Annotated in this window: 26 protein-coding genes, 2 pseudogenes, 1 riboswitch and 1 other annotated feature; of the genes and pseudogenes, 19 read left to right on the top strand and 9 right to left on the bottom strand. The window is 39.1% G+C overall.

Features of this window, described 5'->3' with window-relative positions:
* Together AC1VU3_RS13455 and AC1VU3_RS13450 are read left to right on the top strand one after the other, a co-directional pair.
* On the top strand, positions 1-966 hold a 966-nt coding region (locus AC1VU3_RS13455), incomplete at its 5' end, for an ornithine cyclodeaminase family protein (protein ID WP_482983737.1).
* Positions 967-1,060: 94 nt separating this feature from the next.
* Entirely contained in the window at positions 1,061-2,047 is a 987-nt protein-coding gene (locus AC1VU3_RS13450; protein WP_482983736.1) for a ring-cleaving dioxygenase, read from the top strand.
* 361 nt (positions 2,048-2,408) lie between these two features.
* Here the strand turns inward: AC1VU3_RS13450 and AC1VU3_RS13445 are convergent, their stop codons facing one another.
* Complete coding sequence (locus AC1VU3_RS13445; protein WP_482983735.1) at positions 2,409-2,891, bottom strand: QueT transporter family protein; 483 nt, start codon at positions 2,889-2,891, stop codon at positions 2,409-2,411.
* Positions 2,892-2,897: 6 nt separating this feature from the next.
* Positions 2,898-2,942, bottom strand: a riboswitch (PreQ1 riboswitch).
* A gap of 123 nt (positions 2,943-3,065) precedes the next feature.
* The gene (locus AC1VU3_RS13440) at positions 3,066-4,187 is read right to left on the bottom strand and encodes a polysaccharide deacetylase family protein (protein ID WP_482983734.1); all 1,122 of its coding nucleotides are present in this window, start codon (positions 4,185-4,187) and stop codon (positions 3,066-3,068) included.
* Positions 4,188-4,290: 103 nt separating this feature from the next.
* On the opposite strand from AC1VU3_RS13440, the gene AC1VU3_RS13435 reads away from it, so the two are divergent.
* Together AC1VU3_RS13435 and AC1VU3_RS13430 are read left to right on the top strand one after the other, a co-directional pair.
* Positions 4,291-4,542, top strand: a complete 252-nt coding sequence (locus AC1VU3_RS13435; protein WP_482983733.1) for a DUF3006 domain-containing protein — start codon at positions 4,291-4,293, stop codon at positions 4,540-4,542.
* Positions 4,543-5,169 carry an NUDIX hydrolase gene (locus AC1VU3_RS13430; RefSeq protein ID WP_480388996.1) on the top strand — a complete coding sequence of 209 codons (627 nt, stop codon included), beginning with the start codon at positions 4,543-4,545 and terminating at the stop codon, positions 5,167-5,169. It begins immediately after the preceding gene.
* A 173-nt stretch (positions 5,170-5,342) separates the two neighbouring features.
* On the opposite strand, the gene AC1VU3_RS13425 is transcribed toward AC1VU3_RS13430, so the two are convergent.
* Together AC1VU3_RS13425 and dapF are read right to left on the bottom strand one after the other, a co-directional pair.
* Positions 5,343-5,900 (bottom strand): 3D domain-containing protein, encoded by a 558-nt coding sequence (locus tag AC1VU3_RS13425; RefSeq protein ID WP_482983732.1) that lies wholly within the window; start codon positions 5,898-5,900, stop codon positions 5,343-5,345.
* 182 nt (positions 5,901-6,082) lie between these two features.
* Entirely contained in the window at positions 6,083-6,937 is an 855-nt protein-coding gene (gene dapF, locus AC1VU3_RS13420; RefSeq protein WP_480388998.1) for a diaminopimelate epimerase, read from the bottom strand.
* A gap of 329 nt (positions 6,938-7,266) precedes the next feature.
* On the opposite strand from dapF, the gene AC1VU3_RS13415 reads away from it, so the two are divergent.
* The 4 genes and pseudogenes from AC1VU3_RS13415 to AC1VU3_RS13400 form a co-directional block, all read left to right on the top strand.
* Positions 7,267-8,298 (top strand): S66 family peptidase, encoded by a 1,032-nt coding sequence (locus AC1VU3_RS13415; RefSeq protein WP_480388999.1) that lies wholly within the window; start codon positions 7,267-7,269, stop codon positions 8,296-8,298.
* Position 8,299: 1 nt separating this feature from the next.
* Positions 8,300-9,388: an NAD(P)/FAD-dependent oxidoreductase gene (locus AC1VU3_RS13410; RefSeq protein WP_482983731.1), complete on the top strand. Its 1,089-nt coding sequence runs from the start codon at positions 8,300-8,302 to the stop codon at positions 9,386-9,388.
* A pseudogene (locus AC1VU3_RS13405) lies at positions 9,372-9,776 on the top strand (PAS domain-containing protein); the annotation flags it as partial. The gene AC1VU3_RS13410 and the pseudogene AC1VU3_RS13405, both read left to right, overlap by 17 nt.
* 204 nt (positions 9,777-9,980) lie before the next feature.
* Positions 9,981-10,313, top strand: a pseudogene (locus tag AC1VU3_RS13400) (methyl-accepting chemotaxis protein); the annotation flags it as partial.
* Here the strand turns inward: AC1VU3_RS13400 and AC1VU3_RS13395 are convergent.
* A complete protein-coding gene (locus AC1VU3_RS13395) occupies positions 10,306-10,971 on the bottom strand; it encodes an HAD family hydrolase (protein WP_482983730.1) in 666 nt (221 codons plus the stop codon). The pseudogene AC1VU3_RS13400 and the gene AC1VU3_RS13395 sit on opposite strands and share 8 nt — an antisense overlap.
* Positions 10,972-11,042: 71 nt before the next feature.
* On the opposite strand from AC1VU3_RS13395, the gene AC1VU3_RS13390 reads away from it, so the two are divergent.
* The 4 genes from AC1VU3_RS13390 (at position 11,043) to AC1VU3_RS13375 (ending at position 14,730) form a co-directional block, all read left to right on the top strand.
* Entirely contained in the window at positions 11,043-11,339 is a 297-nt protein-coding gene (locus AC1VU3_RS13390; protein ID WP_480389002.1) for a hypothetical protein, read from the top strand.
* A gap of 124 nt (positions 11,340-11,463) precedes the next feature.
* Positions 11,464-11,781, top strand: coding sequence for a YbjQ family protein (locus tag AC1VU3_RS13385; RefSeq protein WP_480389003.1), 318 nt, complete (start codon positions 11,464-11,466; stop codon positions 11,779-11,781).
* A 333-nt stretch (positions 11,782-12,114) separates the two neighbouring features.
* The gene (locus tag AC1VU3_RS13380; RefSeq protein ID WP_480389004.1) at positions 12,115-13,386 is read left to right on the top strand and encodes an MDR family MFS transporter; all 1,272 of its coding nucleotides are present in this window, start codon (positions 12,115-12,117) and stop codon (positions 13,384-13,386) included.
* A gap of 372 nt (positions 13,387-13,758) precedes the next feature.
* A complete protein-coding gene (locus AC1VU3_RS13375) occupies positions 13,759-14,730 on the top strand; it encodes a GNAT family N-acetyltransferase (RefSeq protein ID WP_480389005.1) in 972 nt (323 codons plus the stop codon).
* Positions 14,731-15,044: 314 nt separating this feature from the next.
* Here the strand turns inward: AC1VU3_RS13375 and AC1VU3_RS13370 are convergent, their stop codons facing one another.
* Positions 15,045-16,403, bottom strand: coding sequence for an aspartate kinase (locus AC1VU3_RS13370; protein ID WP_482983729.1), 1,359 nt, complete (start codon positions 16,401-16,403; stop codon positions 15,045-15,047).
* Positions 16,404-16,773: 370 nt separating this feature from the next.
* Positions 16,774-17,007 (top strand) — a binding site (T-box leader).
* A 55-nt stretch (positions 17,008-17,062) separates the two neighbouring features.
* On the opposite strand from AC1VU3_RS13370, the gene AC1VU3_RS13365 reads away from it, so the two are divergent.
* Positions 17,063-18,220, top strand: a complete 1,158-nt coding sequence (locus tag AC1VU3_RS13365; RefSeq protein WP_482983728.1) for a pyridoxal-phosphate-dependent aminotransferase family protein — start codon at positions 17,063-17,065, stop codon at positions 18,218-18,220.
* A gap of 2 nt (positions 18,221-18,222) precedes the next feature.
* The gene (serA, locus tag AC1VU3_RS13360) at positions 18,223-19,806 is read left to right on the top strand and encodes a phosphoglycerate dehydrogenase (protein ID WP_480389009.1); all 1,584 of its coding nucleotides are present in this window, start codon (positions 18,223-18,225) and stop codon (positions 19,804-19,806) included.
* A 187-nt stretch (positions 19,807-19,993) separates the two neighbouring features.
* Here the strand turns inward: serA and AC1VU3_RS13355 are convergent, their stop codons facing one another.
* Complete coding sequence (locus tag AC1VU3_RS13355) at positions 19,994-20,782, bottom strand: HAD family hydrolase (RefSeq protein ID WP_480389010.1); 789 nt, start codon at positions 20,780-20,782, stop codon at positions 19,994-19,996.
* 143 nt (positions 20,783-20,925) lie between these two features.
* Here AC1VU3_RS13355 and AC1VU3_RS13350 point away from each other — a divergent pair, with 143 nt between their 5' ends.
* From AC1VU3_RS13350 to AC1VU3_RS13330, 5 genes are all read left to right on the top strand, one after another.
* Positions 20,926-21,525, top strand: a complete 600-nt coding sequence (locus tag AC1VU3_RS13350) for a VanZ family protein (RefSeq protein ID WP_482983727.1) — start codon at positions 20,926-20,928, stop codon at positions 21,523-21,525.
* 35 nt (positions 21,526-21,560) lie between these two features.
* Positions 21,561-21,728: a Fur-regulated basic protein FbpA gene (locus AC1VU3_RS13345; RefSeq protein ID WP_480389012.1), complete on the top strand. Its 168-nt coding sequence runs from the start codon at positions 21,561-21,563 to the stop codon at positions 21,726-21,728.
* A gap of 100 nt (positions 21,729-21,828) precedes the next feature.
* On the top strand, positions 21,829-22,983 hold the full coding sequence (locus AC1VU3_RS13340; protein ID WP_480389013.1) for a DEAD/DEAH box helicase: 1,155 nt from the start codon (positions 21,829-21,831) through the stop codon (positions 22,981-22,983).
* Between the two features lies 1 nt (position 22,984).
* On the top strand, positions 22,985-24,214 hold the full coding sequence (locus AC1VU3_RS13335) for an aminopeptidase (protein WP_480389014.1): 1,230 nt from the start codon (positions 22,985-22,987) through the stop codon (positions 24,212-24,214).
* Between the two features lie 13 nt (positions 24,215-24,227).
* The gene (locus tag AC1VU3_RS13330) at positions 24,228-25,088 is read left to right on the top strand and encodes an SGNH/GDSL hydrolase family protein (RefSeq protein ID WP_480389015.1); all 861 of its coding nucleotides are present in this window, start codon (positions 24,228-24,230) and stop codon (positions 25,086-25,088) included.
* A gap of 303 nt (positions 25,089-25,391) precedes the next feature.
* On the opposite strand, the gene AC1VU3_RS13325 is transcribed toward AC1VU3_RS13330, so the two are convergent.
* Both AC1VU3_RS13325 and AC1VU3_RS13320 read right to left on the bottom strand, forming a co-directional pair.
* Positions 25,392-25,715: a magnetosome magnetite crystal formation protein family gene (locus AC1VU3_RS13325; RefSeq protein WP_480389016.1), complete on the bottom strand. Its 324-nt coding sequence runs from the start codon at positions 25,713-25,715 to the stop codon at positions 25,392-25,394.
* Between the two features lie 54 nt (positions 25,716-25,769).
* Positions 25,770-26,834 (bottom strand): M20 family metallopeptidase, encoded by a 1,065-nt coding sequence (locus AC1VU3_RS13320; RefSeq protein ID WP_480389017.1) that lies wholly within the window; start codon positions 26,832-26,834, stop codon positions 25,770-25,772.
* Positions 26,835-26,933: the final 99 nt, after the last annotated feature.

Below are 26,933 nucleotides of genomic sequence, written 5' to 3'. Positions count from 1 at the left end.
AAAGAAATTATGAGCTTCTATCATATGAAAAATGCAATTGCCGATATCGAGAAAGTACTAAAAGCGAAGGAGAAGGAGCAAATACTGAATCCACATCGAACGGTAATTGAGTTTCCACAGTATCAGGCTTCCTCCCTTTATATGCCAAGCGCAGATTTAGTAAGCGAGGTAGCAGCAGTAAAGGTTGTAACCATTTTTCCGAATAATCCATCCCAAGGCAAGCCTACTACACAAGGGGTTGTATTAATTTCTGATGCACAAAACGGTGAGCATCTCGCTTTCATGAATGCTTCTTATTTAACAAGGCTTCGAACAGGTGCATTAAGTGGAATTGCAACCAATTATCTTGCCAAGAAGACTGCCAAAGTTTTAACAGTCATCGGAACTGGGGCTATGGCCTTTGAGCAGGTGCTAGGTGTTTTAGAAGTACGTGCTATTGAACAAATAATATTAATAAATAGAAGTGTGTCAAAGGCTTTTGAATTCAAAGAGAAGCTTCGAAAATTCGGGATCAACATTCCTATTGAAGTGTCAGAAGACGTGAGATGGGCGGTAAGACAAGCAGATATAATCTGTTGTGCAACACGCTCGCAAAAGCCCGTTTTCCTAGGCGAGGATTTAAAGGAAGGTGTTCATATAAACGGTGTTGGCTCGTATCTTCCACATATGAGAGAAGTAGATGAAATAACCGTATCAAGAGCATCAAAGATTGTTGTTGATGATGCAGAGGGAGTAAAGGTGGAAGCGGGAGAACTGATACATGCACAAAACCAGAGTATTTGGTCTTTCCAACAGATACATAGTGAAGTTGGAAAGCTGGTTACAGGGGAACGAGCAGGCCGTGAAAATGACAAGGAAATAACCTTTTTTAAATCAGTTGGAGCTGCTTATTTTGATTTAGCAGTAGCCCAAGGGGTTTATATGCAAGCTACTAATAAAGATTTCGGTACGCAGGTTGATGTCTAATCGAAAGTCTACCTTCTTTGACTGTCTAAATAGTTCATGATAAAATTATCTCGAATTAAAGATATTTGAACGAGGGACAAATAGGAGGAGCGACATGAATCATTTAAAGGGGATCCACCATGTAACAGCGATTACTAGCAGTGCTGAAGAAAATTATAAATTTTTTACGTATGTTTTAGGTATGCGTTTAGTGAAGAAAACGGTAAATCAGGATGATATCCAGACCTACCATTTATTTTTTGCAGATGATGTAGGTGGAGCGGGAACGGATATGACGTTCTTTGATTTTCCTGGAATCCCAAAAGGGACACATGGAACAGATGAAATCTACAAAACGGGTTTTCGTGTACCAAGTGATGCTGCGTTAGAATACTGGGTGAAACGCTTTGATAAATTTCAGGTGAAGCATACAGGAATTCAGGAGCAATTTGGTAAAAAGGTTCTCTCCTTTGTAGACTTTGATGATCAACAATACCAGCTTGTTTCTGATGAGAACAATGAAGGAATAGCAGCCGGAACTCCTTGGCAAAAAGGACCGGTTCCATTAGAATATGCTATTACAGGTCTAGGTCCAATTCATATTCGTATTGCTCAGTTTGACTATATGAAAGAAGTATTGGAGAAGGTTTTATTATTTAAAGAGATTGCTCAGGATGGGGCGTTACATCTCTTTGAAGTAGGAGAAGGAGGAAACGGGGCACAGGTAATCGTCGAGAAAAATGTCGTATTACCACCGGGGCGTCAAGGCTTTGGTACAGTTCATCATGCAGCGTTTCGAGTAGAGGATAGGACCGTTCTAGATGAATGGACTGCCAGAATGGAAAGCTTTGGCTTCAGCACATCTGGCTTTGTCGATCGCTTCTTCTTCCAATCCTTGTACGCTCGTGTTGCTAATGGCATACTTTTTGAGTTTGCTACAGATGGTCCAGGCTTCATGGGTGACGAGCCATATGAAACTCTAGGAGAAAAATTATCTCTTCCTCCATTTTTAGAAAACAAACGCGAACATATTGAAAGCTTGGTAAGACCGATTGACACCGTGCGAAGTACTATTGAATTTGAAAAGGAATACTTGGATTAAAGCTTCGCTGAAAGCAGTAGATACCTCCTTTTTAAGGCGAAATTAATTTTAGTAGGAAACACTTATTGGTTCGGAGCAGCATCGGTGACTCCTGCGTCCGACACGGCGGAGAACCATGAGGCCCCAAACAAGAAAGCCCTTATGATTCTATCATCTGATAAGAATCATAAGGGCTTCTCATTTAATTTGTTCCGGTCAACATTTATTTTATCCCGCATTAAGGGACAGTAAGACTCCCACTTCAAGATGGCAAAAGAAATGAGACAGCTAAGTGGGAGGTCAACTGTCCCTAAAAGCCCGATTGGTTCAACTAATGATTGGTGGGGGATGAAAGAATACCCCCACCAATCAAAGTTTCACTTTATATTAAATCTTTAAATTGAACTCTCTTGTTTAAAGCCATCATTATTGGAATACCCACTGCAAGTACAACGAATTCCCCAATTGCACACGTGTAATAGGTGTATAGGAAAGGAAGTTCCAATGCAAGATGAAGCTCGAACGCAATAATAAACATCGTAAAGGTAAATAGCAATGTATTTAAAACCATATGAGTCAATTGGTTTTTCACAAATTTACCTATTAGTATACTGATAGATAACGTCAAAACGGAATGTCCGACCCCAAATGTTAGATCATATAACCCTAACGGGGAGAAGAGATTCGTGATAAATACACCAAGCACAATACCAAAGAAATACTTCTTGTTAAAGATAATTAGGTGGTTAAACATTTCGGCAATCCTAAATTGGACCGCACCGAAAGAGAAGGGCGCCACCAAAAGCGAAACAGCAATATAAAGTGCTGCGATGATTCCGCTTGTCGCCATCGTTTTAATTTTCATATTCATTTCTCCTTAGTTTTTTTTCGTGGGAGGTTCTCGAACCACGTTATTTCTAGAAAAGGGAAGAGTTTCTCCTCTCCAATTCTAGTTTCCTTTTAACAAAGGATAATAATAGGCTATGAAAATAACGATGTCAAGGTTATCGCTGAAAACTTTATAAAATAGGTCAAAAATTTACAAAGAAGAATCCTTTAAGAAGTTTTGTGTAATATGCTCTTTTGGATTATAGCTTTTTAGGAGATACCCTTCTTTTTTAATCCACTCTATAATCGCCGGAAGGGCAAGGGTCGTTTGGCTGCGATCGTGTAGAAGGACAACAATGTCTTTATCTCCAGTTTTATATGCTGTTGTTATTCCATCTTGGACATTACGGACAATTTGTTGCGCCTCTTTATCCTTATATCTCCAGTCGTTTGAATCTACATCCCAATCCCATAGTTTATATCCAGCATTTTTTATTTCATCTTTTATTGATTTGGTTACATGAGGGACACTTCCATATGGAACTCTTATAAGCTTGGCATCCATGAGCGTCATTTTCTTTATTAGCGCAGTTCCTTCGTTTATTTCCTTAATAAACGACTTGGCATCCTTGTATACTTTCTTTTTGTCATGCGTCATACTGTGAGTACCGATATAATGACCGCCATCAGCTGTCGCTTGAACAATTTTCTCATTTCCAAGCATGTTGTTACCTAAAAAGAAAAAGGTGGCTTTTACCTTATACTTTTTTAAAATATCTAAGTTAGCCACTGTATACTTGTTTGGACCATCATCAAAGGTTAGATAAATGTTGGCTTTGTAGCTTGAAGATATATTTTTTTCAACGATGCTTTGGAGTAGTTTTTCAAACTCTTTATGTGACATAGAGGGATAGCTATCTCGGAAAATCCGTATCGTTTTGTAATTTGGGAAGTATTTAATGTTAAATCCAAGCTCCTTCGCAAGGAATTTAACGCTAATATAGAGCTTGCCATCTACATCTGTAATTGGTGACCATTTAATATGCTTACCATCTAGATATGTTTTTTCGCTAGATGGATAATATATAAAAACCTTTTTATATTTCTTAATGATGGTATTCCCATTAACTGTATATGGCTCTAAGTAAAGATACTTAGAGATTTCATCAAGCGGGACCTTTGTGTCGTTGTGAATAACTTGGACATCAGAAAAATCTATTAGTTTATCGTGAAGAGCTACGTTACGCTCTAGTTCCTCTGCTTGTACAGTGGAGGTTGAATAAATAAGGATGCTAATAAGTGCAGAAAAAAGAACGAATAAAATTTTTTTCATATGTATCTCCTTTTCATATTAATCGTCTTATTATGTATACTCAGCCTGGACAAGGCTTAGAAGTGAATTGGAGAACAATAAAACAGAGATAGGAGAGATAAGCGTGAAGTACACGTTGGACCGGTTTGAGGAAGGCTTCGCGGTATTTTTGAAATTTCCCGAGGAAGAGGAGCAGCTTTTAATTGAAAAGGGAGAAATAGAGGTCGAATTAAAAGAGGGAGATATCGTTGAAGTAAATAAATTGGAAGGTAATTACGACATAAAAATACTAGAGCAGGAAACGGCTAATCAAAAGAAAAGAATTGAAGATTTAATAGAGAAGTTAACGAAAAAAAATAATATCGGAGAAGATTAAGTGGAGCTGCTAAAAATTTTTGATGAGAATCAATCTCCAATTGGAATAGCTACGAGGGAAGAGGTCCATCAGCAAGGTCTTTGGCACGAGACCTTTTCCTGCTGGTTCGTTGGATTAGAGAAGGGAAGTTGGATGATTTATTTACAGCTTCGAAGTGACCAAAAAGAGAACTATCCTGGTCTGTTGGATATAACAGCAGCAGGTCATCTCCTTGCTGACGAAACTGTAAAAGATGGAATTCGAGAAGTGAAGGAAGAGCTTGGGATAGACCTTTACTTTGAGGACCTTGATTCCCTGGGAGTAATCCCTACGACAATTTCTTCTGATAAACAGATAGATAGAGAATTCATTCATACATATTTATATAGATACGAGGCTTCTTTAGAGGATTTCCGTCTCCAAGAAGAAGAGGTTTCGGGAATAGTGAAGGGTAGTTTTTCGGACTTTGAGGCGTTATTTCTTGATAAGCGTCGGGTTATGGGGGTAGAAGGCATACTCTATATGGAGGGAAATCGAATCTCTATTAGCAGGATGGTAGAGAGAAAGGATTTTGTTCCTCATGAGATGAGTTATTATAAGCGAGTTATCTGTGGAATAAAAGAATACATCAGTAAAATAGATTCATGACCATCAAAAAAGGGGCCGTCTGAAAAGCCATTTTGAGACGGTCCCATTGCTCCTGCGGTGGTGGCATTTTGATGCGACCACCGCAGGAGCAATGCTACATAGCGCAGATATCTGTCAAAGAAGGAAGGGGGTGTCCCATAAGTTTTTTACTTATGGGACACCCCCTACTTAGATTATTCTAGTATTTTAATGGTTACTTTTTTACGACCCCATTTATAAGCTTCCGTCTTTGATGGGAAGAAAACATCGATTTTATTTCCTTTAATAGCTCCTCCCGTATCAGCAGCTATTGCGTATCCATAGCCTTCCACATATACCTTTGTACCAAGTGGGATGACATCTGGATCTACAGCAATTACTTTAACGTCAGGATTCTTTTTTAAATTTATACCGGTAGTGGTGATACCAGAGCAGCCATTACAATTAGCTGTGAAGGCACTTGCTGAAACAACAAATTCCTTTTCAACCTTATCATTTGAACGTGATGGTTTTTTCTTCGATGTTTTTTTAGAGCTTGCTACAAGTGTAAGCTTTTGGTTAACTTTAATCTTGTCTGATTTTAAATTATTCCATGATTTCAATTTGTTTACTGATATTTTGTACGTTTTGGAGATGCTATATAATGTCTCTCCTTTTTCTACTGTATGAGTAGTAGTTGCGGCATTCGCAATGTTTACTCCGCTGACCAATAATGCAATTGTCATGATAAGTGTGCCTAAGATTTTCTTCAAAATACACTTTCCCCCTGCTATTTAGTCTAATTATATAGTAACAGTTGAATATTACAGAATTATTACACAATATTTCCAGTATCATTACATTTCGATTATAAACTGGTAGATACCTTAGTTTCTTTATATATTATTAAGAATAAAGACCCTTAAATCATTTTGTGATTTGAGGGTCTTAAGTCTTATGTATTATTCCAGCTATACACACCATCAAAAACGGTAGTGGCTGGTCCGGTCATATACACCGTATCATCTGTGTAACGGATGATAAGATCTCCACCAAGTAGCTTCACTGTAACATCTGTGTTCTTATCACAGTAGCCATTTAGAACAGCTGCTACTACAGAGGCACATGCTCCTGTACCACATGCCCAAGTTTCTCCGCTTCCACGCTCCCATACACGCATTCGTAAGGAGGTCTTATTCTCTACTTGTATAAATTCAGTATTCACTCCCTCGGGAAAGAGAGGATGCTGTTCAAATAAAGGTCCGATTTTCGGTAAGTCGAGAGAGTAGATGTCTTCACAAAACAGTACGCAATGTGGATTGCCCATAGATACTGGAGTAATAGAATATGTTTTTCCTTCCACATTTATCGCCTGGTTGATGAAAGGCTCAACTCCTTCAACGCTCATGGGAATATCCTTTGGCTCTAAGATCGGCTTGCCCATATCTACTGTGGCAGTTTGCACGTCCCCATTTGCTACTGTTAAATCGATTGTTTTTATACCGCTAAGCGTTTCAATAGTGAGTGTCTCTTTTCGTACAATATTACGGTCATACACATACTTGGCAACACATCGAATCGCATTCCCACACATTTTTCCTTCACTGCCGTCTGTGTTAAACATTCTCATTTTTGCATCAGCAATTTCAGAAGGGCAAATTAAAACAAGGCCATCACTCCCAATCCCAAATCGACGATCAGACATGGCTTTGCTTAGCTCTTTTGGATGTTGAATATCCGTCTCAAAGCAATTTATATATATGTAATCATTTCCACAACCGTGCATTTTGGTAAAGGGAATATTCATCAAGCAGACCTTCTTCCAAGTTTTGAATAATATACTTATTACACATTTTACTAAAATATGGACGTAAAAAGAAGGGTAGGTAAAAAGGAAAGTCTAATCAGTTATTCTGAGTAGAGCAAGGGTATGTGTAAATCAAGGTGGGGAGGGGGTTATTTTACCGGTTGCTCCAGAGTGATAGCAACACCGGTGTAAGGTGGTTCTTATTGAGTTGTTCTTTACAATATGGAATAATTCTTTCTGTCGTTACGCTTTTGCTTATAACAAGACCTTAAAAATATAGCGGTCTATCTCTCCAATTTGTTTTATAATCTTAGTTAAAGGAGTGGAAAAGAATGTTAAAAAAGCCGAAAATGCTGCAGCCGGGTGATAAAGTAGCTACAATTAGCTTGTCCTGGGGAGGAGCTGGAGACCCAGAGCTAAGATGGAGATACGAGCAAGGGGTAGAGAGATTGAAGACTGTATTTGATTTAGAGGTAGTAGCCATGCCAAACAGTTTAAAGGGGACTGCTTTTGTATATGAAAATCCAAAGGCAAGAGCGGAGGATTTAATGAACGCATTTGCTGATCCAACTATTAAAGGGATTTTTTCTAATATTGGGGGAAGCGAGAGCATTCGTTTATTGCCATATATTGATTTCGAGATAATAAAGAACAATCCAAAGGTACTCATAGGCTATTCAGATACGACCATTACCCATTTGTTGTGCCATAAGGCTGGATTATCCTCCTTTTATGGACCTTCCATATTAATGGATTTTGCTGAAAATGTAGAAATGCATGAGTATACCGCTGAAGCTGTAAGAAAGACCTTGTTTTCAACTGATCCAATAGGAGAAATAAAACCTGCGAAGGAATGGACAAGCACAAGACTTGAATGGATTGAAGAAAATAAGCATAAGAAGAGGCCAATGACACAAAATCAAGGCTATGAGCTGCTGCAAGGAAAAGGGCTTGCAGAGGGGCGTTTAATAGGTGGTTGTATTGATGTGTTAGAGTTTGCGAAGGGTACAAAGCTATGGCCAGAAGAGGCAGCTTGGAGGGATAGCATCTTGTTCTTTGAAACCTCAGAGGATCACCCAGAACCAAGTTATATAGAATATTGGTTAAGGAATTATGGCTCACAGGGGATACTTCAACAAGCAAAAGGAATTATCTTTGGAAAACCGCAGCATGAAAAATACTATCAGGAATACAAACAATCCATCTTGCGAATCTTACAGGAGCTTGGTCTAACCGAGCTGCCAGTCTTATATAATATGAATTTTGGACATACAGAGCCGAAATTTATCCTACCATACGGGGCGATGGCCCAAATTGATTGTGAAAGTGTTAGCTTTTCGATTTTAGAAAGTGGAGTGGAATAGAATGTCTTATATAGTAGTGGGTGGAGGAATTTTAGGAGCCTCCACCGCTTATCATTTGGCGAGGTACAAGGTTGATGTTACCTTAATAGATCGAGAGGATGAGGGACAAGCATCTGCAGCAGCTGCTGGGATTATTTGTCCTTGGGTGTCACAGCGAAGAAATAAAAAATGGTATCAGCTTGTGAAGCATGGTGCTAGATATTATCCTACTCTTATTCAAGAGCTAGCGGAGCTTCAAACAGGAAAAACTGGCTATAAAAAAGTGGGAGCCATTGCCTTGCACGATGAGGAAGCAAAGCTACAAAAAATGCTTCAAAGAACAGTAGAGAAAAAAGAGGATGCCCCTGAAATTGGAGAAGTAAGAATCTTATCGAGTGAAGAAGTGAGGAAGCTTTTCCCCCTTGTTACAGCTGAACATCATGCCTTGTTTATAGAAGGAGGAGCTAGAGTAGATGGAAAAGCCTTAACTTCCGCATTAAAGGATGCTGCTAAGAAACTGGGAGCAAAAATAATTAAGGGAAGTGCTTCCTTTTCAGACGGCAGATTATTGGTTGATGGGACTCCCATTAATGCCGATAAGATCATTTTAACTGCAGGAGCTTGGGGGAACGAGCTTCCCAAACAGCTGGATATTGATGCAAATGTGACCTTTCAAAAAGCGCAGATTATGCATTTTCAACTGGAAGAGACAGATACAAGCGCTTGGCCGGTTTTATTGCCGCCGAGTAGCCAATATATGCTTGCATTCGATAACGGCAGAATCGTCGCAGGATCTACGTATGAAGAAAATACTGGTTACGACAGCTCGGTGACGGAGGAAGGGAAAAAAGAATTGCTCCACCACGCGATAAGTATTGCAAATTCTCTGAAAAATGTAAAAATAGAAGAAGTAAGGGTTGGTTTCCGCCCTTATACTCCGGGTCATTTGCCGGTCTTCGGAAAGCTGCCAGGATATGAGAATATTTTCTTTGCAAATGGATTAGGAGCTTCTGGATTAACAGCAGGACCATTTGTGGGAGCGGAGCTTGCTAGATTAGTGTTAGAGAAAGAAACGGTTTTAGATTTAGAGAATTATGCGCCGTTTGAATGATGGGGGAAATAGCGTGAAGCATGTTCAGCAAACAGAAGAAGTAAATGATATGACAGTTGTTGAGGCATTGGAAAGAAATCTTGCCATCATCCGCTTTGACCATAATCGTCAGGTTGCTTACGTAAATGAGAATTTTGCTAAGGAGCTGGGGTATACGGTAAATGAGGTGTATGGAAAGTTTCATAAAGATTTTTGCTTTCCAACGCTTGTGAATAGCCCTGCATACGAGCAATTCTGGAAGGACTTATTCGCAGGAAAGTCTTATTTTAACAAGGTTGAAAGAAGAGATAAGCATGACAAAAGTGTTATGTTTGAGGCTTCTTATATGCCTGTTTTTGGAAAGAACAAAAAGGTCCTTGGTGTATCGTTAGTTGCAAGTAATGTGACAGAACGTCATTTAATATTAGAAAACGTGACAGAGGAATTAAAAGCAATGTCTGAGAATCTTCGGACTCGAGCGGATATAGGGATGGGGAAAAGTGAGGAATTACTTCAACGAATTGACGATATAGCAATCAGTTCTCAAGAAAATACTGCCTCACTAGAGAGTCTTCAGATGCAGGCCGATTCTATAAAAGGAATTGTCCAAACAATCCGGGAAATTGCTTCACAAACAAATCTCCTTGCCCTAAATGCAGCGATTGAAGCTGCAAGGGCAGGGGAACATGGTAGAGGCTTTAACGTCGTTGCACAGGAGGTTAGGAAACTGGCTGCAAGAGTAGAAGCGTCTATTGTAGAAGTACGTGATAATATCGAAGGTATTACGAAGCAAGTGAACAAAGTTGCTGTTAGTAATAGTCAGACTCAGAAAATCATTGAGAAGAGCCAGGACGAGATCAGAATAGCCTTAGAGGAATTCAAGGATATATCCAAGGCGTCGGAAAAGCTGGAGATTCAAACCTCTGAATTTGCCAAGCTTATTTAATGATGCTTTTGATAATGGGAGGTATTTCTGATAAATCATCTATTACATGGTTTGCTTCTAAACAATGATAGCTAGGATCCTTCTTCCAAATGGTGTGGATTCCCACTGCATTTGCAGCTTGAATATCATTGATTGGATGATCACCCACGTAGACACATTCATGGGGGCTTACTCCTAATTTGCTTAATGCTCGCTGGAAAATGAGCGGATCTGGTTTGTTTATTCCCTCTAATTCTGAAATTAAAATAGTATCAACATAAGATTCAATCCCTAGCGCATGTATATTATCCATTTGGAATTGGCCCTTTCCATTGGTGATAATACCAAGTGTTAGGGACATTTGCTTTAATTCCTTTAGCGTAGAGTGTAAGTTTGGAAATGCTACACAATGTTGCTTAAAATTATGGCTGTAATAGAGAAGTAACTCTTCCACAGTCAAGCCTTCTATTTTGTATTCCTTGATTAATTGTCGATAAACTTGATCCTTCCATACATACCCTCTGTTATCAAGCTCGATAAACCGTGAACAGAATTGCTGTTCATCCACATCAGATAGGACATTTCGCAAACTATTAAAATGACTTGCTATAAATTTTGATAAGGAAGCATCTCTGTTTAAAAGGGTTCCATCTAGGTCGAATAAAACAGCTTTTAGCACTCCGATTCCTCTTTTCTGAATAATTCATTACAAACATGATACACTAAAGAAGAGCTAGGAGGTGTTTGTATTTGAGTAAATATCTGATGATTTATATAGAAGTTGAAAGGCAAATTGATTTTTACTTTCAGATGCAACAAATCGAGAAGCAATTGGAAATCGAGATGACTATAGAAGGTATTCGGACAGCGGAAAAGAGCTTCGAGCTCCAGCATGTACACGATATTTCCTATAAACCGTTTTCCTTTGGTGCTGGCATGCTCTATTTGCATACAAATCAAGGTGTTTTCTCTTTTAATGTGCAAGAAAACCCTGAAATTTTTATAGAAGGCTTTCGTAGCTTAAAAAAACAGTCTAAAAAGGTATGAAGAGGATCTAGTATTAAAACCATTTAGAATTTTACATTCTGTAATAATTTTAGAAGAATTCCTGGGTGAAAATGAAAGAAGCTGGTGTATGATATAGCTAGAAGCTTTTAAAGGAGGAATTAGAATGCTAGTGACGACAACCAACACTGTTGAAGGAAAAACTATTGAAGCCTACCACGGCATCGTTATAGGAGAAGCAATCATGGGGGCTAATATTGTCCGTGATTTGTTTGCCTCTGTAACCGATATAGTGGGGGGTAGAAGTTCTGCCTATGAAAACAAGCTTTCTGAGGGAAGACAAATTGCTTTAGAAGAAATGAAAGTTCAAGCTAGTAAACTAGGAGCAAACGCAGTCATTGGAGTGGACCTAGATTTCGAAACCATCCGTGATGGCATGATGATGTGTGTAGCTACGGGTACAGCTGTTACTATTAGAGATTAAGTATGAAGAGATGACGCATGGCTTTATGCCGTGCGTTTTTAATTTTTTTATAGGTAAATTAATATCCAGTTTATACCCAATACTTGCGATGTAGCAACAAATACTTGCGTGCCTACAAAGTTACTTGCGATGTTGTATTGCTTACCTGCACTTCCTTAAGGAATACTTACGGTTTTGCTTCTAATACTTGCGGAAGTCAACCAACCTATGTATATATGCTTACTTGATATTCTAGGCTAACCTGATACGTATTACTTTTTTAGACTTTCGACTATTCCGAATCTTAGATTTCTGTGATAGGATTGTCTAGGTTATTAAAAGTGAGGGAATTTTATGAGAATTAGAGATTGGGATAGAGCCTTAAAGGTTCGTTTATTCGGGGAGTTTTTTAGTAATCTAAGCTTTTGGATGGTTTTTCCTTTTTTAGCTATCTATTTTGCTGAAGAGTTCGGTGCGAGTGTTGCAGGGGTATTACTGGTGTTTTCTCAGTTGTTTTCGGTAGCTGCAAATCTTGTAGGGGGATATTGTGCGGATCGATTCGGTAGGAGGACGATGCTGTTTTTCTCTGCAACGGCACAAGGACTTGCATTTATTTTATTCGCTATGGGAAATTCGCCTTGGCTAGATTCCCCTTGGTTGGCTTATGTGGCATTTACTATAGCAGGTATGTGTGGATCCTTTTATCATCCGGCCAGTCAGGCAATTGTTGCGGATGTAGTGCCAGAGAAGGATAGAAGTACTGTCTTCTCTGTATTTTATACATCCATTAATATTTCGGTAGTAATCGGACCGATAGTTGGTGCTGTGTTGTTCTTCCAATATCGTTTTGCGTTATTATTAGCTGCTGGGATTATTTTCTGTATTGTTGGATTTGCTCTTCGATTCTTGACGGAAGAGACGCTTTCTAATGAAATGAAACAAAAGCTGATGGTCAATAGCGGAGATAATTGGATACAAGTCATGGTAAATCAAGTAAAGGCCTATGGGTTGATTGTAAAGGATAAAGTGTTTTTCTTATTCATCATTGGTGGCATTCTTCTGGCACAAACTTATATGCAATTAGATTTATTGATTCCTGTTTATTTAGAGGGGATGATGGATAAGCAAGTGTTAGGAAATCTCTTTAATCGAGAATGGGCTGTAACAGGAGAGGGAGCATATGGAATCCTGTTATCGGAGAATGGGTTATTAGTAGTCATGCTAACGGTGTTTATAACGAGATGGATGACAAAATATCCGGAGAAATGGGTTTTCTTCCTGTCTTCCTTTTTGTATGCAGTTTCCATGCTCGTTTTCCCGATGACCACTAATTTTTGGGTACTTATTTTAGCGATGGGTATATTTACATTTGGAGAGCTTGCTACAGTTGGCTTACAGGAGAGTTTTGTTTCTAAGCTGGCCAAAGAGGAAATGAGAGGGCAATACTTTGCTGCGGCAAGCTTGCGTTATACTATCGGTCGGACTATCGCACCACTTGTGTTACCGTTATCTGTACTAGTGGGGTACTCCTGGACATTTGTAGTTCTTGCAGTGCTTGCCTTATTGAGCGGCTTCATCTATTTATGGACATTTGTAGAATACAACAAAAGAAAAGTAACGGCATAATTGGACAAAGGCTGATCTCTATGGAAGAGACCAGCCTTTGATTTTTTGTAGGTAATCATAATCTTTGAATATTCATTATCAATCCGATATAAATCGGAGATCATTTTCCATGAAAGTCACGCTTTCAATGCCGCGGTAAATTGTCCACTGGTTGCTTTCTAACCTAAGCAACGTAAACCCTACCTGCTTTTACGTCCTTGCGACCCTATAGTCGCTCCAGTGTGAATAAGTATTATCAAAAACACATAGTAGAATGCCAAATTTCTTTAGACTATGTCTACCCAAATTGTTAACGACCATCATCATCTCATATTTAATAGTTTTTGTCAAATGAACTATGATATTCTTAATGGAAAGAGAGAGGGTGGGAGAATGGAAATATGGGATGTGTTCAATGAATACAGAGAGAATACAGGAAAAACACACATAAGAGAAGAAGAAATGCCGAAGGATACCTTTCACCAGGTAGTGCATGTCTGGATTGTAAACGATGAAGGGAAGCTATTGATTCAGAAAAGACAGCCTTGGAAAAAAGGATGGCCAAATATGTGGGATTGCTCAGCTGCAGGCTCTGTTTTATGCGGGGAAACTCCTGAAATGGCTGCTGTCAGGGAAACAAAGGAAGAGCTTGGAATAGATTTAGATATAGAAGCAGCAGAGGTTTTATTTACTGTCAGATTTTCCAGGGGCTTTGATGATCATTTTCTAATAAGGCAAAATGTAACTGAATGGAGCCTTCAATATGAGGAGGTTGCTGATGCTAGGTGGGCAAGTGTGGAAGAAATTAGAGAAATGGTTCTTAAAGGAGAGTTCATCCCTTATCATATTCTGGATGAAATCTTTGAAGTGCTTGCTTCCGGAATAAGTCTTCAAAAGGCTAAGCCTACCGATGCAGAACACTTATATCATCTACAGAAACAGGTCTTTCAGCCATTATATGATAAATATCAAGATCATGAAACAACTCCTGTCAATCAAACCTTTACACGCTTTATGGAAAGAATGGAGCAAGGCACATTTTATAAAATCATAGTTGATCATAAACTAGCAGGCAGTGTCCATGTGTACAAGAAAGATTCAGGAGTAATGAGATTACATATGATTAATATTCTGGATCAATATCAAGGCAGAGGTTTGGCCCAAATTGTTATGAAGCGTATAGAGTCGCTATATCCAGAGGCAACTGTATGGGAGCTTGATACAATCCTTCAGGAAGAGAAGAACTGCTACTTGTATGAGAAAATGGGCTATACAAAAACCGGAGCTTTGAAGAAAATCAGTAATTTGATGACGCTTGTCTCCTATGAGAAGAGAGATGGCATTTATCGAATGCAAGAGCTTTGATGTTCTCGGGTAGATGGTATTGCTTGGTAGGTGTAGTGTTTCTGGAAAAAGTGCTACAATGCCGGAGATTTTTGCTACAATGAGCGTTGTTTTTACGACAATCAAATTCTTTACTGCGTTAACTAATAACATCTGAATGGCGAAAAAGATGATTACTAATAGGACTGATTTTCCTCAATTGTTTTGGAGGGATTGCCTAGCTTTCTTTTTTATTTCAGAGATGGACATGAAACTCTCCTTTTTTAAAAGATATAACAGTATATAAAAAAGGAGGGATAATCATGAATGTTATCCCCAAAATTCACCAAATTATTTTAGACTGGAACAGGAGTAAAAAATTCTTTATATAACTCTCGAAGAATCTTTTCTTCACTGCTCTGATGAACACCGAAGGACAAACTGACTTCCGAAGACCCTTGGTTGATCATTTCAATGTTAGCCCCTGTTCTAGCAATGGCAGTTGCTGCTCTTGCGGCAAGACCAGTACTGTTGTTCATACCTTCCCCAACCAACACAATCATGGAAAAGTCATGTCGGAAATGGACATCCTCCGCTTGTAGCTCTTCCTTCACTCTGGATATAATTCTCTTCTCCTTTTCCGGATTGAGCTGATGGCTTCTAAAGATAACAGAAATATCATCGAGTCCGGATGGAGTGTGCTCATAGGAAATATATTCTTCTTCTAAAATCTGTAATAGCTTTCTTCCAAATCCAATTTCCCTATTCATCAAGTACTTGCTCACATATAGAATGGAAAAACCACTATCTGCGGAAATACCTGTAATTGGACGTCTGTTTTCCTTTCGCACATTAACAATTTTGGTACCTGGTGCTCCAGGATTGTTTGTATTTTTAATACATACGGGAATACCAAGTTTATACACTGGCATCAATGCTTCGTCATGGAAGACGGAGAAGCCTGCATAAGACAGCTCCCTCATTTCCCTATACGTAATCTCTTGGATTTCTTCTGGATTATGGATGACCTTCGGGTTAGCACAAAATACAGAGTTAACATCTGTAAAATTTTCGTAAAGGTCTGCTTGAACTGCAGCTGCTAGAATAGAGCCTGTTATATCTGAGCCACCACGGTCAAAGGTTCGGAGTTCGCCTGCCTGTGTGAAACCAAAAAATCCTGGAAAAACTGAGACATAGTCATTATGTTGAAGCGACTCCTTTAAATTTTGATAAGACACTGGTAATGCAAATGTTCTTTCTGGAAAGTCGTTTACAACTAGACCCGCATCCTTTGGGTTCATATATCGAGCAGGAATTCCACGGCTAGATAAATATGCAGCTACTAGTTTTGCGTTGTTATCCTCCCCGCTAGCCTTGATGATATCTAAAAAGTTATGGGTTTGGTATTCAGTAACTCTCTTCCTTAAATCTTCTTCAATAATTTGCATGATAGGAGCCTCAATCTTTAGCTCTAAAGCAATTTCTCTATATCGATCTAATACGAGCTTAAGAGCTGCTTCTATATCTTCTCCCTTAATAGCACTTAAACCTAACTGAATAAGTAAATCAGTTACCTTTACGTCATTTTCATGCCTTTTACCTGGAGCAGATACAACGGCTATTCTTCTAGTTGGATCGGCAAGGAGAATAGCTGCAACCTTCTGTATTTGGGCTGCACTAGCCACAGAGGTACCTCCGAATTTACATACTTTCATATCATCAAATCCTTATGATAAATTTATATTTTTGTGTATACAGAATAAACAAATGTTTTTATACAGTGTACAAATTAACAGATAAAACGTCAATAAGATAATGAATATTCTTTATATTCCATTTAAATGACACGAATAAATAGTTGTGTTATGGAATTATTGTTCGTTTTTATCCCTGTGATTATCTGTTTAAATAGTGTTTTTGGATGAAAATCGAAAGATAGACGAACTTTAAATAAAAAAATTTCTTTTGAAAATACAGGTATTTCAAGGGTTTAAGAGGTTTAAAAAAAATGATAGCGCTTACAAGTTATCAGACTATATTGACAATTTAAAATACCTTGCGTATGATAGGTTTAATTCAAATAATCAAACAATTTTGATGGAGATAGGCCTTGCAAATTAGAAATCCCTAGAGAGCTGATGGTAGGTGAAAATCAGTGATTCTGTTTGAAAAGGTAGCCCTCCGGAATTGACTGGTTGAAAGGGAGAACGAGCTCCTAAGTAGGTTGGTCCGTGAAGACACGTTATGTCTTAGAGATGCTGCGTTTTAGCGAAAATTGGGTGGTACCACGTGAGTTTATACAAGCTCTTCGTCCCTTACATGATGTAAGGAATCGAAGGGCTTTTTTTGTTTTTAAAAAAAGGAGGAAATAAAAATGTTACAAGATCAAACAATTTTACGTATTCCAGGCCCGACTCCAATCCCGCCAAGTGTACAACAAGCGATGAATCAAGCAATGATCGGGCATCGTGGGAAAGAGACGTCAGATTTACTAAAGCGAATTGCTCCGAGACTCCAAAAAATATTTGGTACAAATCAAGAAGTGATGATGATAGCTGGGAGTGGGACTGCCGGTTTAGAGACTGCAGTAGTCAATGTCGTAAAACCAGGAGACGAAGTACTAGTTGTAGAGACGGGAGCATTTGGAGAACGATTCACAAAAATATGTGAATCCTTTCGTATCGAAACACATGTGATAAAGGTGGAGTGGGGGAAAGCATTAAATCCTGAAGAGGTCAAAGCCTACGTACAGAATCATCCAGAGATAAAGGTAGTATTCTCTACTTACTGTGAGACTTCTACGGGTGTATTAAACCCCATCTCAGAGCTTGCAAAGGCGATAAAAGAAGTGTCTAATGCCTTACTAGTGGTAGATGGAGTTTCCTGTGTAGCTGGTGTGGAAACCAAGATGGATGAATGGGGAATTGATGTAGTGGTAACGGGCTCACAAAAGGCTTTTATGCTACCGGCAGGCTTGACCTTTATTGCGGTAAGTGAAAGAGCGTGGAAAGTAGTAGAGGAGAATGAGCAGCCACGCTTTTATCTAGATTTAAGGAAATACCGAGATAACCTAGAAAAGGATACGACACCATTTACGCCTGCCATTTCTCTATTGTTTGGATTAGAAAAAGTATTGGAGCTATTAGAGCGAGAGGGGCTGGAGAACGTATATGCAAGGCATGAGCTAATGAAAAACATGACTCGAGCAGCATGTAAGGCGCACGGCATACCGCTTCTAACAGAAGACGTCTCAGCATCTCCTACTGTGACAGCAGTCCAGCCGGCTGATTTCGATCCAGAGGAATTTCGAAAAGTATTAAAGAAAGAGTTTGCGATTACGGTTGCCGGCGGGCAACAGCACCTTACCGGTAAAATTCTTCGAATTGGGCATATGGGCTATTGTTCTCCAGCAGATCAGCTGCAACTGATAAGTGCAATGGAGGTAGTATTGAAAAAGATAGGGAAAAACATAGAGCTTGGTAAAGGTATAGCCGCAGCTCAACAAGTCTATTTAGGGGAAGGAGCGAACTAACTATGTTCAAAATTCTAATTAGCGATCCACTTAGTGAAGAGGGTATCTTTCCTTTAAGAGAGGCAGAAGGGTTCTCGATTGTAACAGATACCTCTTTAAGCAGAGAAGAATTAGCTGAAAAAATTGGTGAATATGATGCATTACTCGTGCGCAGTCAGACACAAGTTACAAGAGAAATAATCGAGAGAGGGACTAATCTAAAGATAATCGGCAGAGCTGGAGTAGGAGTGGATAATATCGACCTCTCTGCTGCTACCGAGCGTGGAATTATCGTAGTTAATGCTCCTGACGGTAATACAAATTCAGCAGCGGAACATACAATTGCGATGCTTATGGCACTTGCTCGAAAAATACCTCAAGCATTCCATGCCTTAAAAAATCAAAAATGGGATCGGAAAAGCTACATAGGAGTGGAAGTGAAAAACAAAACTTTGGGTGTCGTAGGATTAGGCAGAATTGGTGCGGAGGTAGCTGCAAGAGCAAAGGGTCAACGGATGAATGTTATTGCTTATGATCCATTTTTAACTCCTGAGAAGGCTGAAAAGCTTGGTGTAGAATTCGGGACAATCGACGAGGTTATAAAGGCAGCAGATTTTATCACTGTTCATACACCGTTACTAAAGGAAACGCGTCATTTAATTAATAAAGAGGCTTTTGAGAAAATGAAGGAAGGTGTTCAAATTATCAACTGTGCTCGTGGCGGCATAATTGATGAGGACGCACTTTATGATGCTATTGTATCAGGAAAGGTTGCTGGTGCAGCGCTTGATGTATTTGAAGAAGAGCCTTTTGTAGATCATCGCCTGCTAACTTTGCCACAGGTGATTGCTACTCCGCACTTAGGAGCTAGTACGGTAGAGGCACAGGAAATCGTAGCAGTGGATGTTTCTTATGATGTCGTTAGCTTTTTACAAGGAGGGGTAGTGAAGAATCCGGTAAACTTACCATCAGTATCGAAGGATGTAATGGCAAAAATAGAACCCTTCTTTCATCTGGTTGAAAAGCTTGGGTCTTTCTTGAGCGATCTTACTACAGGAGTGCCCGAGGAATTAAATGTTACTTATTCAGGAGACTTAGCTAACGTAGAGGTGAAGCCTTTAACCAGAAATACAGTAAAGGGCCTACTAAAAAGCAAGCTGGGTGAGTCTGTTAACGATGTAAATGCTCAATATCATGCAGAACGTATTGGTATTGTAGTAAATGAGCAGAAAACATCAAAATCCAAGGGCTTTACAAGTCTCGTTACTGTCGAAGTGAAAACGGCCGAGGAAACAAGAACAGTTTCAGGGACGTTACTCAATGGTTTAGGTCCTCGAATCTTGAGGGTAGATGATTTTATCGTGGATGTAGTACCTGAAGGGCATTTGCTATTCATTCGACATAAGGATCAGCCGGGTGCAATCGGTCGTGTTGGGACATTACTCGCAAAAGAAGGAGTCAATATTGCGACAATGCAAGTAGGCCGCTCAGAGATTGGCGGAGATGCCATTATGATGCTCTCTATTGACAAAGCGGTAGAGGAAAGTGGTATCGGCCGGTTAAAGGGCTTAGAAGATATTTATGATGCCACAGCTATTAACTTGTAAATAAAAGAACCTCTTAGAGAGAAGAAAGCTTGTAAAATCTCTCTAAGAGTTTTATCGCGAGTAGGTGAATGATCATTGTTCACTTGCTCGCTTTTTTTATGACGTGGATTTTCATTGTGTCACCCAGTCATTGTATATAAAATTTTCTATTTACCAGAAGTCTCAGGATCATATAGGAGCTTGTGTTTTATTGGTTTGGTTCCTCTAAGATTTGTAGTAATTCTCTTAAGCTTGTAATGGTATATGTAGGAATGACATCGGTGGAAGGCTTTTTATTTTCCCGATTAATCCATACTGATTTAATACCAGCTTTTGAGGCTCCGAGAATATCAGTCATTAAGTTGTCTCCGATCATTAGCGCTTCCTCCTTAGAAACAGAGGCTAGCTCTAACGCATGCATAAAGATGGAGGGGTCTGGTTTGCCTTTGCCGAAAGCGCCTGAGATTACGATGTGGTCAAAGTAAGGCGCGATTTCTGGCGTGATAGAAAGCTTCTTGTTTTGAAGGCTTGGAGAGCCGTTTGTCATAAGAAGTAACGTATACTTTCCTTTTAAGTATGCTAAAATTTCAAAGGTGTCTTCATATACAAAGGGACTTTCTTTTCGCATAACCGGAAAATATGCGGCAAGCTCCATTCCTAGTTTCTCGTCTTCTATACCTAATTTTCTTAATCCTCCAGTCCAAGTATCCACTTGATAGTCTTTGATAAGAGCCTTCATTTTTTGAAAGTCTTCCCCTGGGTCATCAAAGGTTCCCCACAGACCTTCAAAGGGATTAATGCCAATCATTTTAGTGAATGGACGAGTTTCATATGTATCATATAATCGTTCTGCTTCTTCTCTTACAGCTTTTTCTAAACAACTAGCCTCCATTCCTGTCTTGCTGGCAGCATAGTTGCATGTTTTTAGAAAGGCGGTCTCCACACTTTTCTTATCCCATAGCAACGTATCATCTAAATCAAAAAACAAAGCTTTCATTTGTTCGCCTCCGTCATTCTCTTTCTAATAACTTTACCGTAGAAAAGAAAGAAAATCAGCAGAAAATTCTAATTTTCAATGTTATGATTGATAGCGAACCACCCTTCTACTAAAATCGTTATATAGGTGGGAGTGAAAAAAACATGCAAGTGATTATAAATTATTTAGATGATATGCTATTTTTTATATTAATTGCACTTCCTTTAGTTTTAATCTGGAGACTACTTAGATGGAAAAAGAGGGGCTTTGAATGGCGGGAATGGCTACATGAAATGGGCATTTTTATTCTCGTTTTAGTGATGATTGGGTTGTTCTCTCAAACGATCCTGCCTAAGAACGGTTTGACAGAGCCTTCCATTGAGCATGTAAATCTCGAGTTTTTTCGTGTTTTTAGGGAAACGTATAATGCTATTATTTATCTTAGATTCTGGGAGCCCTTCTATATAAATTTTTTAGGGAACATCATTCTATTTGTTCCTTTAGGTTTTCTGTTACCTCTCCTATTTACAAAACTAGAAAATGGTCTATTTACAGTTTTCATTGGTCTAAGCATTTCTTTGGCTATAGAAATAATGCAGTTGCCGCAGCATAGAAGTAGTGACGTAGACGATCTCTGGTTAAATTCATTAGGTGCGCTAGTGGGCTTTATCATTTACCGGATATTGAAGTATAAGTATCCTGCTTTTACTCGACTCTTTAAAAAACTACGGGATAGAAGTTTATACAAAGAAGGTAACGGGTAAATATTTCTTGCATGAGAATGTAAGGAGAGAGACAAATGATGATAAAGAAAGATTCTAAAATAGAGGAAAAAAGAGATTTCATGATAGAGGATTTAGTAAATCACGGTATATATAAAGCTGATGGAAGACAATTATATGAATTAAATCTATATGAGCTGACGAAAAAATATTTAGTGGAAAATGAACGAAAAAGTGCATTCTAAGGAGTGCACTTTTTTATATTGCATAGAATATCTAATATATCTGATTTCGATTGGAAATGTGGTACACTTGAGTATAAATACAATTTAGGTGGAGAGAAATTTGACAGTGATAGATCAATTAAATGAACATTTACAGGCGAAATGGAAGAAAGCTAATTTTTCTTTTGAAATGCCAATACAAACTGAGTTAATCCCTCCTATGCTGGATGGCTCTGATATAGTAGCAGAATCTCCAACTGGGACAGGGAAGACGCTTGCCTATGTCCTGCCTTTATTACAAAAGGTGGATCCTTCCAAGAAGCAGACGCAGGGGCTTATTATGGTCCCATCTCAGGAATTAGGGATGCAAATTATAGAAGTGCTAAGAGAGTGGGCTTCAGGTTCTGAGGTTACGGTAGCGCAGTTAATTGGTGGAGCAAATATAAACAGACAAATAGATGCCTTAAAGAAGAAGCCGCATATTGTCGTAGGGACACCGGGTAGATTACAGGAATTAATGAGAGTGAAGAAGCTGAAAATGCATGAGGTACGTATGATTGTGTTAGATGAAGGCGATCAGCTTCTAAGTAGAGATCATCGAACAACAGTGAAATCATTAATCGAAGCAACTGTTGAGAGACAAATTGTCGTCACGTCGGCCACGATTACGGAAGAAATAGAATTAGTTGCAGAAAGAATGATGAAAGATCCTGTTCGAATAAGTATCTCTAAAGAGGACATTCCTGCTCAAGGTGATGTTGTTCATAGTTTCGTGAAAGTAGAGCAACGAGAAAAAACAGAATTTTTAAGAAGACTTTCTCATATGAAAGATATGAAAGGCTTGGCGTTTGTGAATAGCTTAGACCAGCTTCAAATGAAGGATGCGAAGCTATCTTATCGTGATGCTCCTATTGTAGCGTTACATTCAGAGATGAAAAAAGAGGAAAGAAAGAAAGCGTTAGATGATTTTAAAAATGGAAAAGTGAACATCATGATTGCTACTGATGTTGCTGCTAGAGGTTTGGACATCTCCGGATTGACACATGTTATACACGTAGACGTGCCACATTCAATCGAGCAATATTTACACCGATCCGGACGAACTGGAAGAGCAGGGAACGATGGGGAAGTATTAACGCTCTTATCGTATCCGGATGAAAAAACATATAAGAAATGGACAAAGGGACTCCCTAGCAAGCCAGTACAAAAGGTTTGGTATCGTGGGAATTTAGTGGAGGGCTCCTCCAAAATGGTGAACAAAAAGGGGAAAAGGTAAGATGACATTTCAAGAAAAATTAGAAGAATATGCCGAATTGATTGTTAGGGTAGGATTAAACATTCAAAAGGGGCAGCCACTTCTAATTAATACCACAACCGAGACTCTTGAGCTGACTAGACTAATTGTAAGAAAAGCATATGAGGCTGGTGCGATACGAGTAGATGTTAGTTACACAGACGAGCCTACAACTAGAATGTTCTACGATTTAGCACCCGACGAGGCGTTTTCTGCTTATCCTGAATGGATCAAAGTACAACGAGAAGAGCTGGTAAGAAACAATGGGGCTATTCTATGGATTGATGCGGATAATCCCGACTTATTAGAGGGAGTGGCAATTGAAAGAATCTCTAAATACCAAAAAGCGGGCGGAGAAGCTTTGGTTAACTACCGAAAGGCCGTAATGAATGATGAGATTACATGGTCAATTGTAGCGATGCCTTCTCCAAAGTGGGCAGAAAAGGTATTCCCAGATTTAGAGCCAGAGAAACAAATGGAGGCTTTATGGGAGTTAATTTTTCAAGTTGTTCGTGTCGGAGAAGGAACAGCTGTTCAAAAATGGCAGGAACATATTCATAATCTAGAGAAACGTGCTGCTATGTTAAATGAAAAACGTTATAAAAAACTACATTACGTAGCTAGCGGAACAGACATAGTGGTTGAACTACCAAAGGATCACTTATGGATTTCAGGCGCAAGTAAAAATGCAAAGGGTACTTCCTTTATCGCAAATATGCCAACGGAGGAAGTATTTACTGCTCCTCTTAAGACCGGCGTAAACGGCTACGTTAGTAACACCAAGCCTTTTATTTACCAAGGGAACATGATTGATGGCTTTAGGCTGACCTTTGAAAATGGGGCTATTACGAAGGTAGAGGCGAAGCAAGGTGAAAACTTGCTAAAAGAACTAATACAAACAGATGATGGAGCAAAATATTTAGGTGAAATTGCGTTAGTGCCCCATGAATCACCTATATCTGCCTCTAATGTACTGTTTTACAATACGCTATTTGATGAAAATGCATCTAATCACTTTGCGATTGGAGAAGCGTACCCAACCTGTGTAGAAGGGGCAAAGGGATTAAGTGAAGAAGAGCTGAAAGAGCTAGGGATTAACACATCTATCGTCCATGAGGATTTCATGGTCGGAAGCGCTGAAATGGATATAATAGGAGAGCTGCCTGATGGAACAGAGGAGCCTATTTTCCGAAAGGGAACATGGGCATTTTAAGGAGCTGAGTGTGGTGAAGAGCTGGCTAAATCTAGTCATTTTAATTGCATTACTTTTTACTGCTGTACCAGTAGAAGCAAAAGGAAAAGAAGTATATATTGCTATAGGTGACTCGCTCGCAGCCGGACAAACGCCAAATCAGGCAATCGATGCCGGTTATACAGATTTAATAGCGCAAGAGCTTCAACGTGCTGGTCGCCTTTCTTATTTTTCTAAAGCGTTAAGCTTTCCGGGGTATACCACCTCTCAAGTAATGGAAAGTATCCAAACCGAAGAAGCCGCGAAGCTATTAAAAAATGCCACTCTCGTCACAGTATCTGCTGGAGCAAACGATTTATTAAGGCTAGTACAAGTGAAATCAGGAACTGTTGCATATCAACAGATACCTGCAGACTTTGCCCTAAATGGAGTCCGAAAGAACCTTGAGAAAATAATACATGAATTGAAAGAGCTTGCTCCTAAGGCGGATATCTATATAATGGGTTATTATGATGCCTATCCACATGTTAGCGAGAAACAAAAGGTTGGGCTAAAAGAAGAGTTATCTGTCCTTAACCAAATTTTACGTAGTCAGGCTGAAAAAGTCGGAGCGAAATATGTGCCGGTAGAAGAAGCATTCAAGGGAAAAGAGAAAGAGTTAGTGACTAATGCATCGGATGTCCATCCAAGCATGGAGGGGTATCGCATAATGGCTAACACCTTTTTCACCCAATATGATCAACGTCTTTCAGTAGTGAAAACAGAGCTGCCAAAGCCTAATCCACTGACGTTTGAAGAAATCATACAGGCTAGACAACGGAGTACAGAGGAGGGAGTGACCAAGAGTACAATGAACGGTTATCTCTCTTTAACTGAATTAAAAGCTTACACATGATTTCAAGCTGTATTAGTTTACCGATGAAAATAGAGGGTGGTCAGGAGTAACTTCCTGGTCCACCCTCTATTAATTTTCTTATGTGTTCCCTGTAATGGAGATTACTGACTTTTTCTAATCCACTTGAACTGGTTACATGTAACCTACCTTACTGGTTTCTTTGCTTTCATTACTTTTCGGATTATGGGATACACTACAGGTCCCCATTTCATCGCAGTCTTTATGAGAGATTTTATTTTCATGCTATCCGCTCCTTATTTTGTCTATATTTTTTTATTCCCCAACCCTGTTTTCCATAAACATTTAACGGAGAACCTTAATACCTTGTACAATGTTCCAAATCAGAAGGATACCATAAACAAGCATGTAGAGGAGCATAAGAATAATAGGTAATACAATCGGACCCAATGAAGTTCCATCAGCTGGTATAGAGAATATATTTAAAAAAAGTGAAAAAAATAGGATGACAGTTAGAATGACAGGGAAAATATGTGATATTAGAGATCTTTTCGCATGGTATTTTACCTCTCTATCCTCTGAAATGAAATAGACGATGATAGGTAATAGAAAAGGAGCAAAAAGAATAGAAAAATAAGACAGAGAACTTAAAATTTTGTTTGTTTCCATAAAGGTCTCCTTTAGATAGGTTAACTACTATACGTGTTTACAGGAGTTTTGGTTTCACTGTAATGCAAAAGAGACAAGGATGTCTTTATAGGTTTCGACAGACTCGATGGATACCCATTCCTTATCACCGTGCCAATCTCCTCCTATCGGTCCGTACTCAATTGCCCCTGCTCCTTTAGCCGCATAATATCTTGTGTCCGCTGCACCGTGCTGTCCAAATAAAACGGTTGGTTTGTCTCTTAAGTGGTTTGCAATAGATTGTAGCGTTTGGATATACTTGTTATCCTCTTTGTTCGTGATAGCAGGGGATTTGCCTTGCAATACAACCTCGCTTCCTGGATACTTTGCTATTAGTTCTCTTATCTCTTCGGTAATTGCTTCTATATCTTGCCCAGGTACAAAGCGCAGAGAATAACTAATAACGCATTTATCAGGAACCATATTGTATCTTTCTCCTGCCTCTATTTTTGCCAAATTTAGAGATGGATAATCATAATAAGCATTACTAGCCGTCATAAAGGAACATTTACGTAGCTCTTGATCTAATTCCATTGCTTTTTCAATGGCATTTATCCCTTCCCAAGGTCTACTTCCGTGCGCTGATTTTCCTTTCACGATAAAGTCCCATTGAAGAATCCCCTTTGCTTGAAGGCCGATGTTCAAGTTAGTAGGCTCCCCACAAATAACGAAATCTCCAAAGTGCCCTTGCTCAACTATGTGCTTGGAGGTCTTTCCACCCTTTTCTTCATCTGTGGCAATATGGAGCTGTACTCGTTTCGTCAATTGTTCTTGACTTTGAGCTAATCTACAAAATGCTTCCATCATCGCTGCAACTCCAGCCTTCATATCAGCAGCTCCTCTACCAAAAAGCTGATCTCCCAGTATATAAGGAGTAAACTGCTCGATATTTCCTGGCACTACGTCAATGTGCCCGTTCCATACAATACATTCTTCTCCTGTGCCTAATTCTGCCAGGAGCATTAGCTTGGAATCTAATTCATAGGTGGTACAAGTAACTCCACGCTCTTCTAGCCAATCCTTACAGAAGATAAGTGCCTCATTAGCTCCCTCGATTGTGTCGCTTTTAATTCTTATCAAATCCATTAGTAACTGAATCAAGCTATCACTCCCTCTCCAATATTACTTATCTATTATTTTACCCCAAGGCTTGCATTATCTAACTTCTTCCATTAAAATGAACTCGAATATAATAAAAAT

This window comes from Psychrobacillus sp. Z16_25 (assembly GCF_056856695.1).
This window is presented reverse-complemented; position numbering and strand designations above follow the sequence as displayed.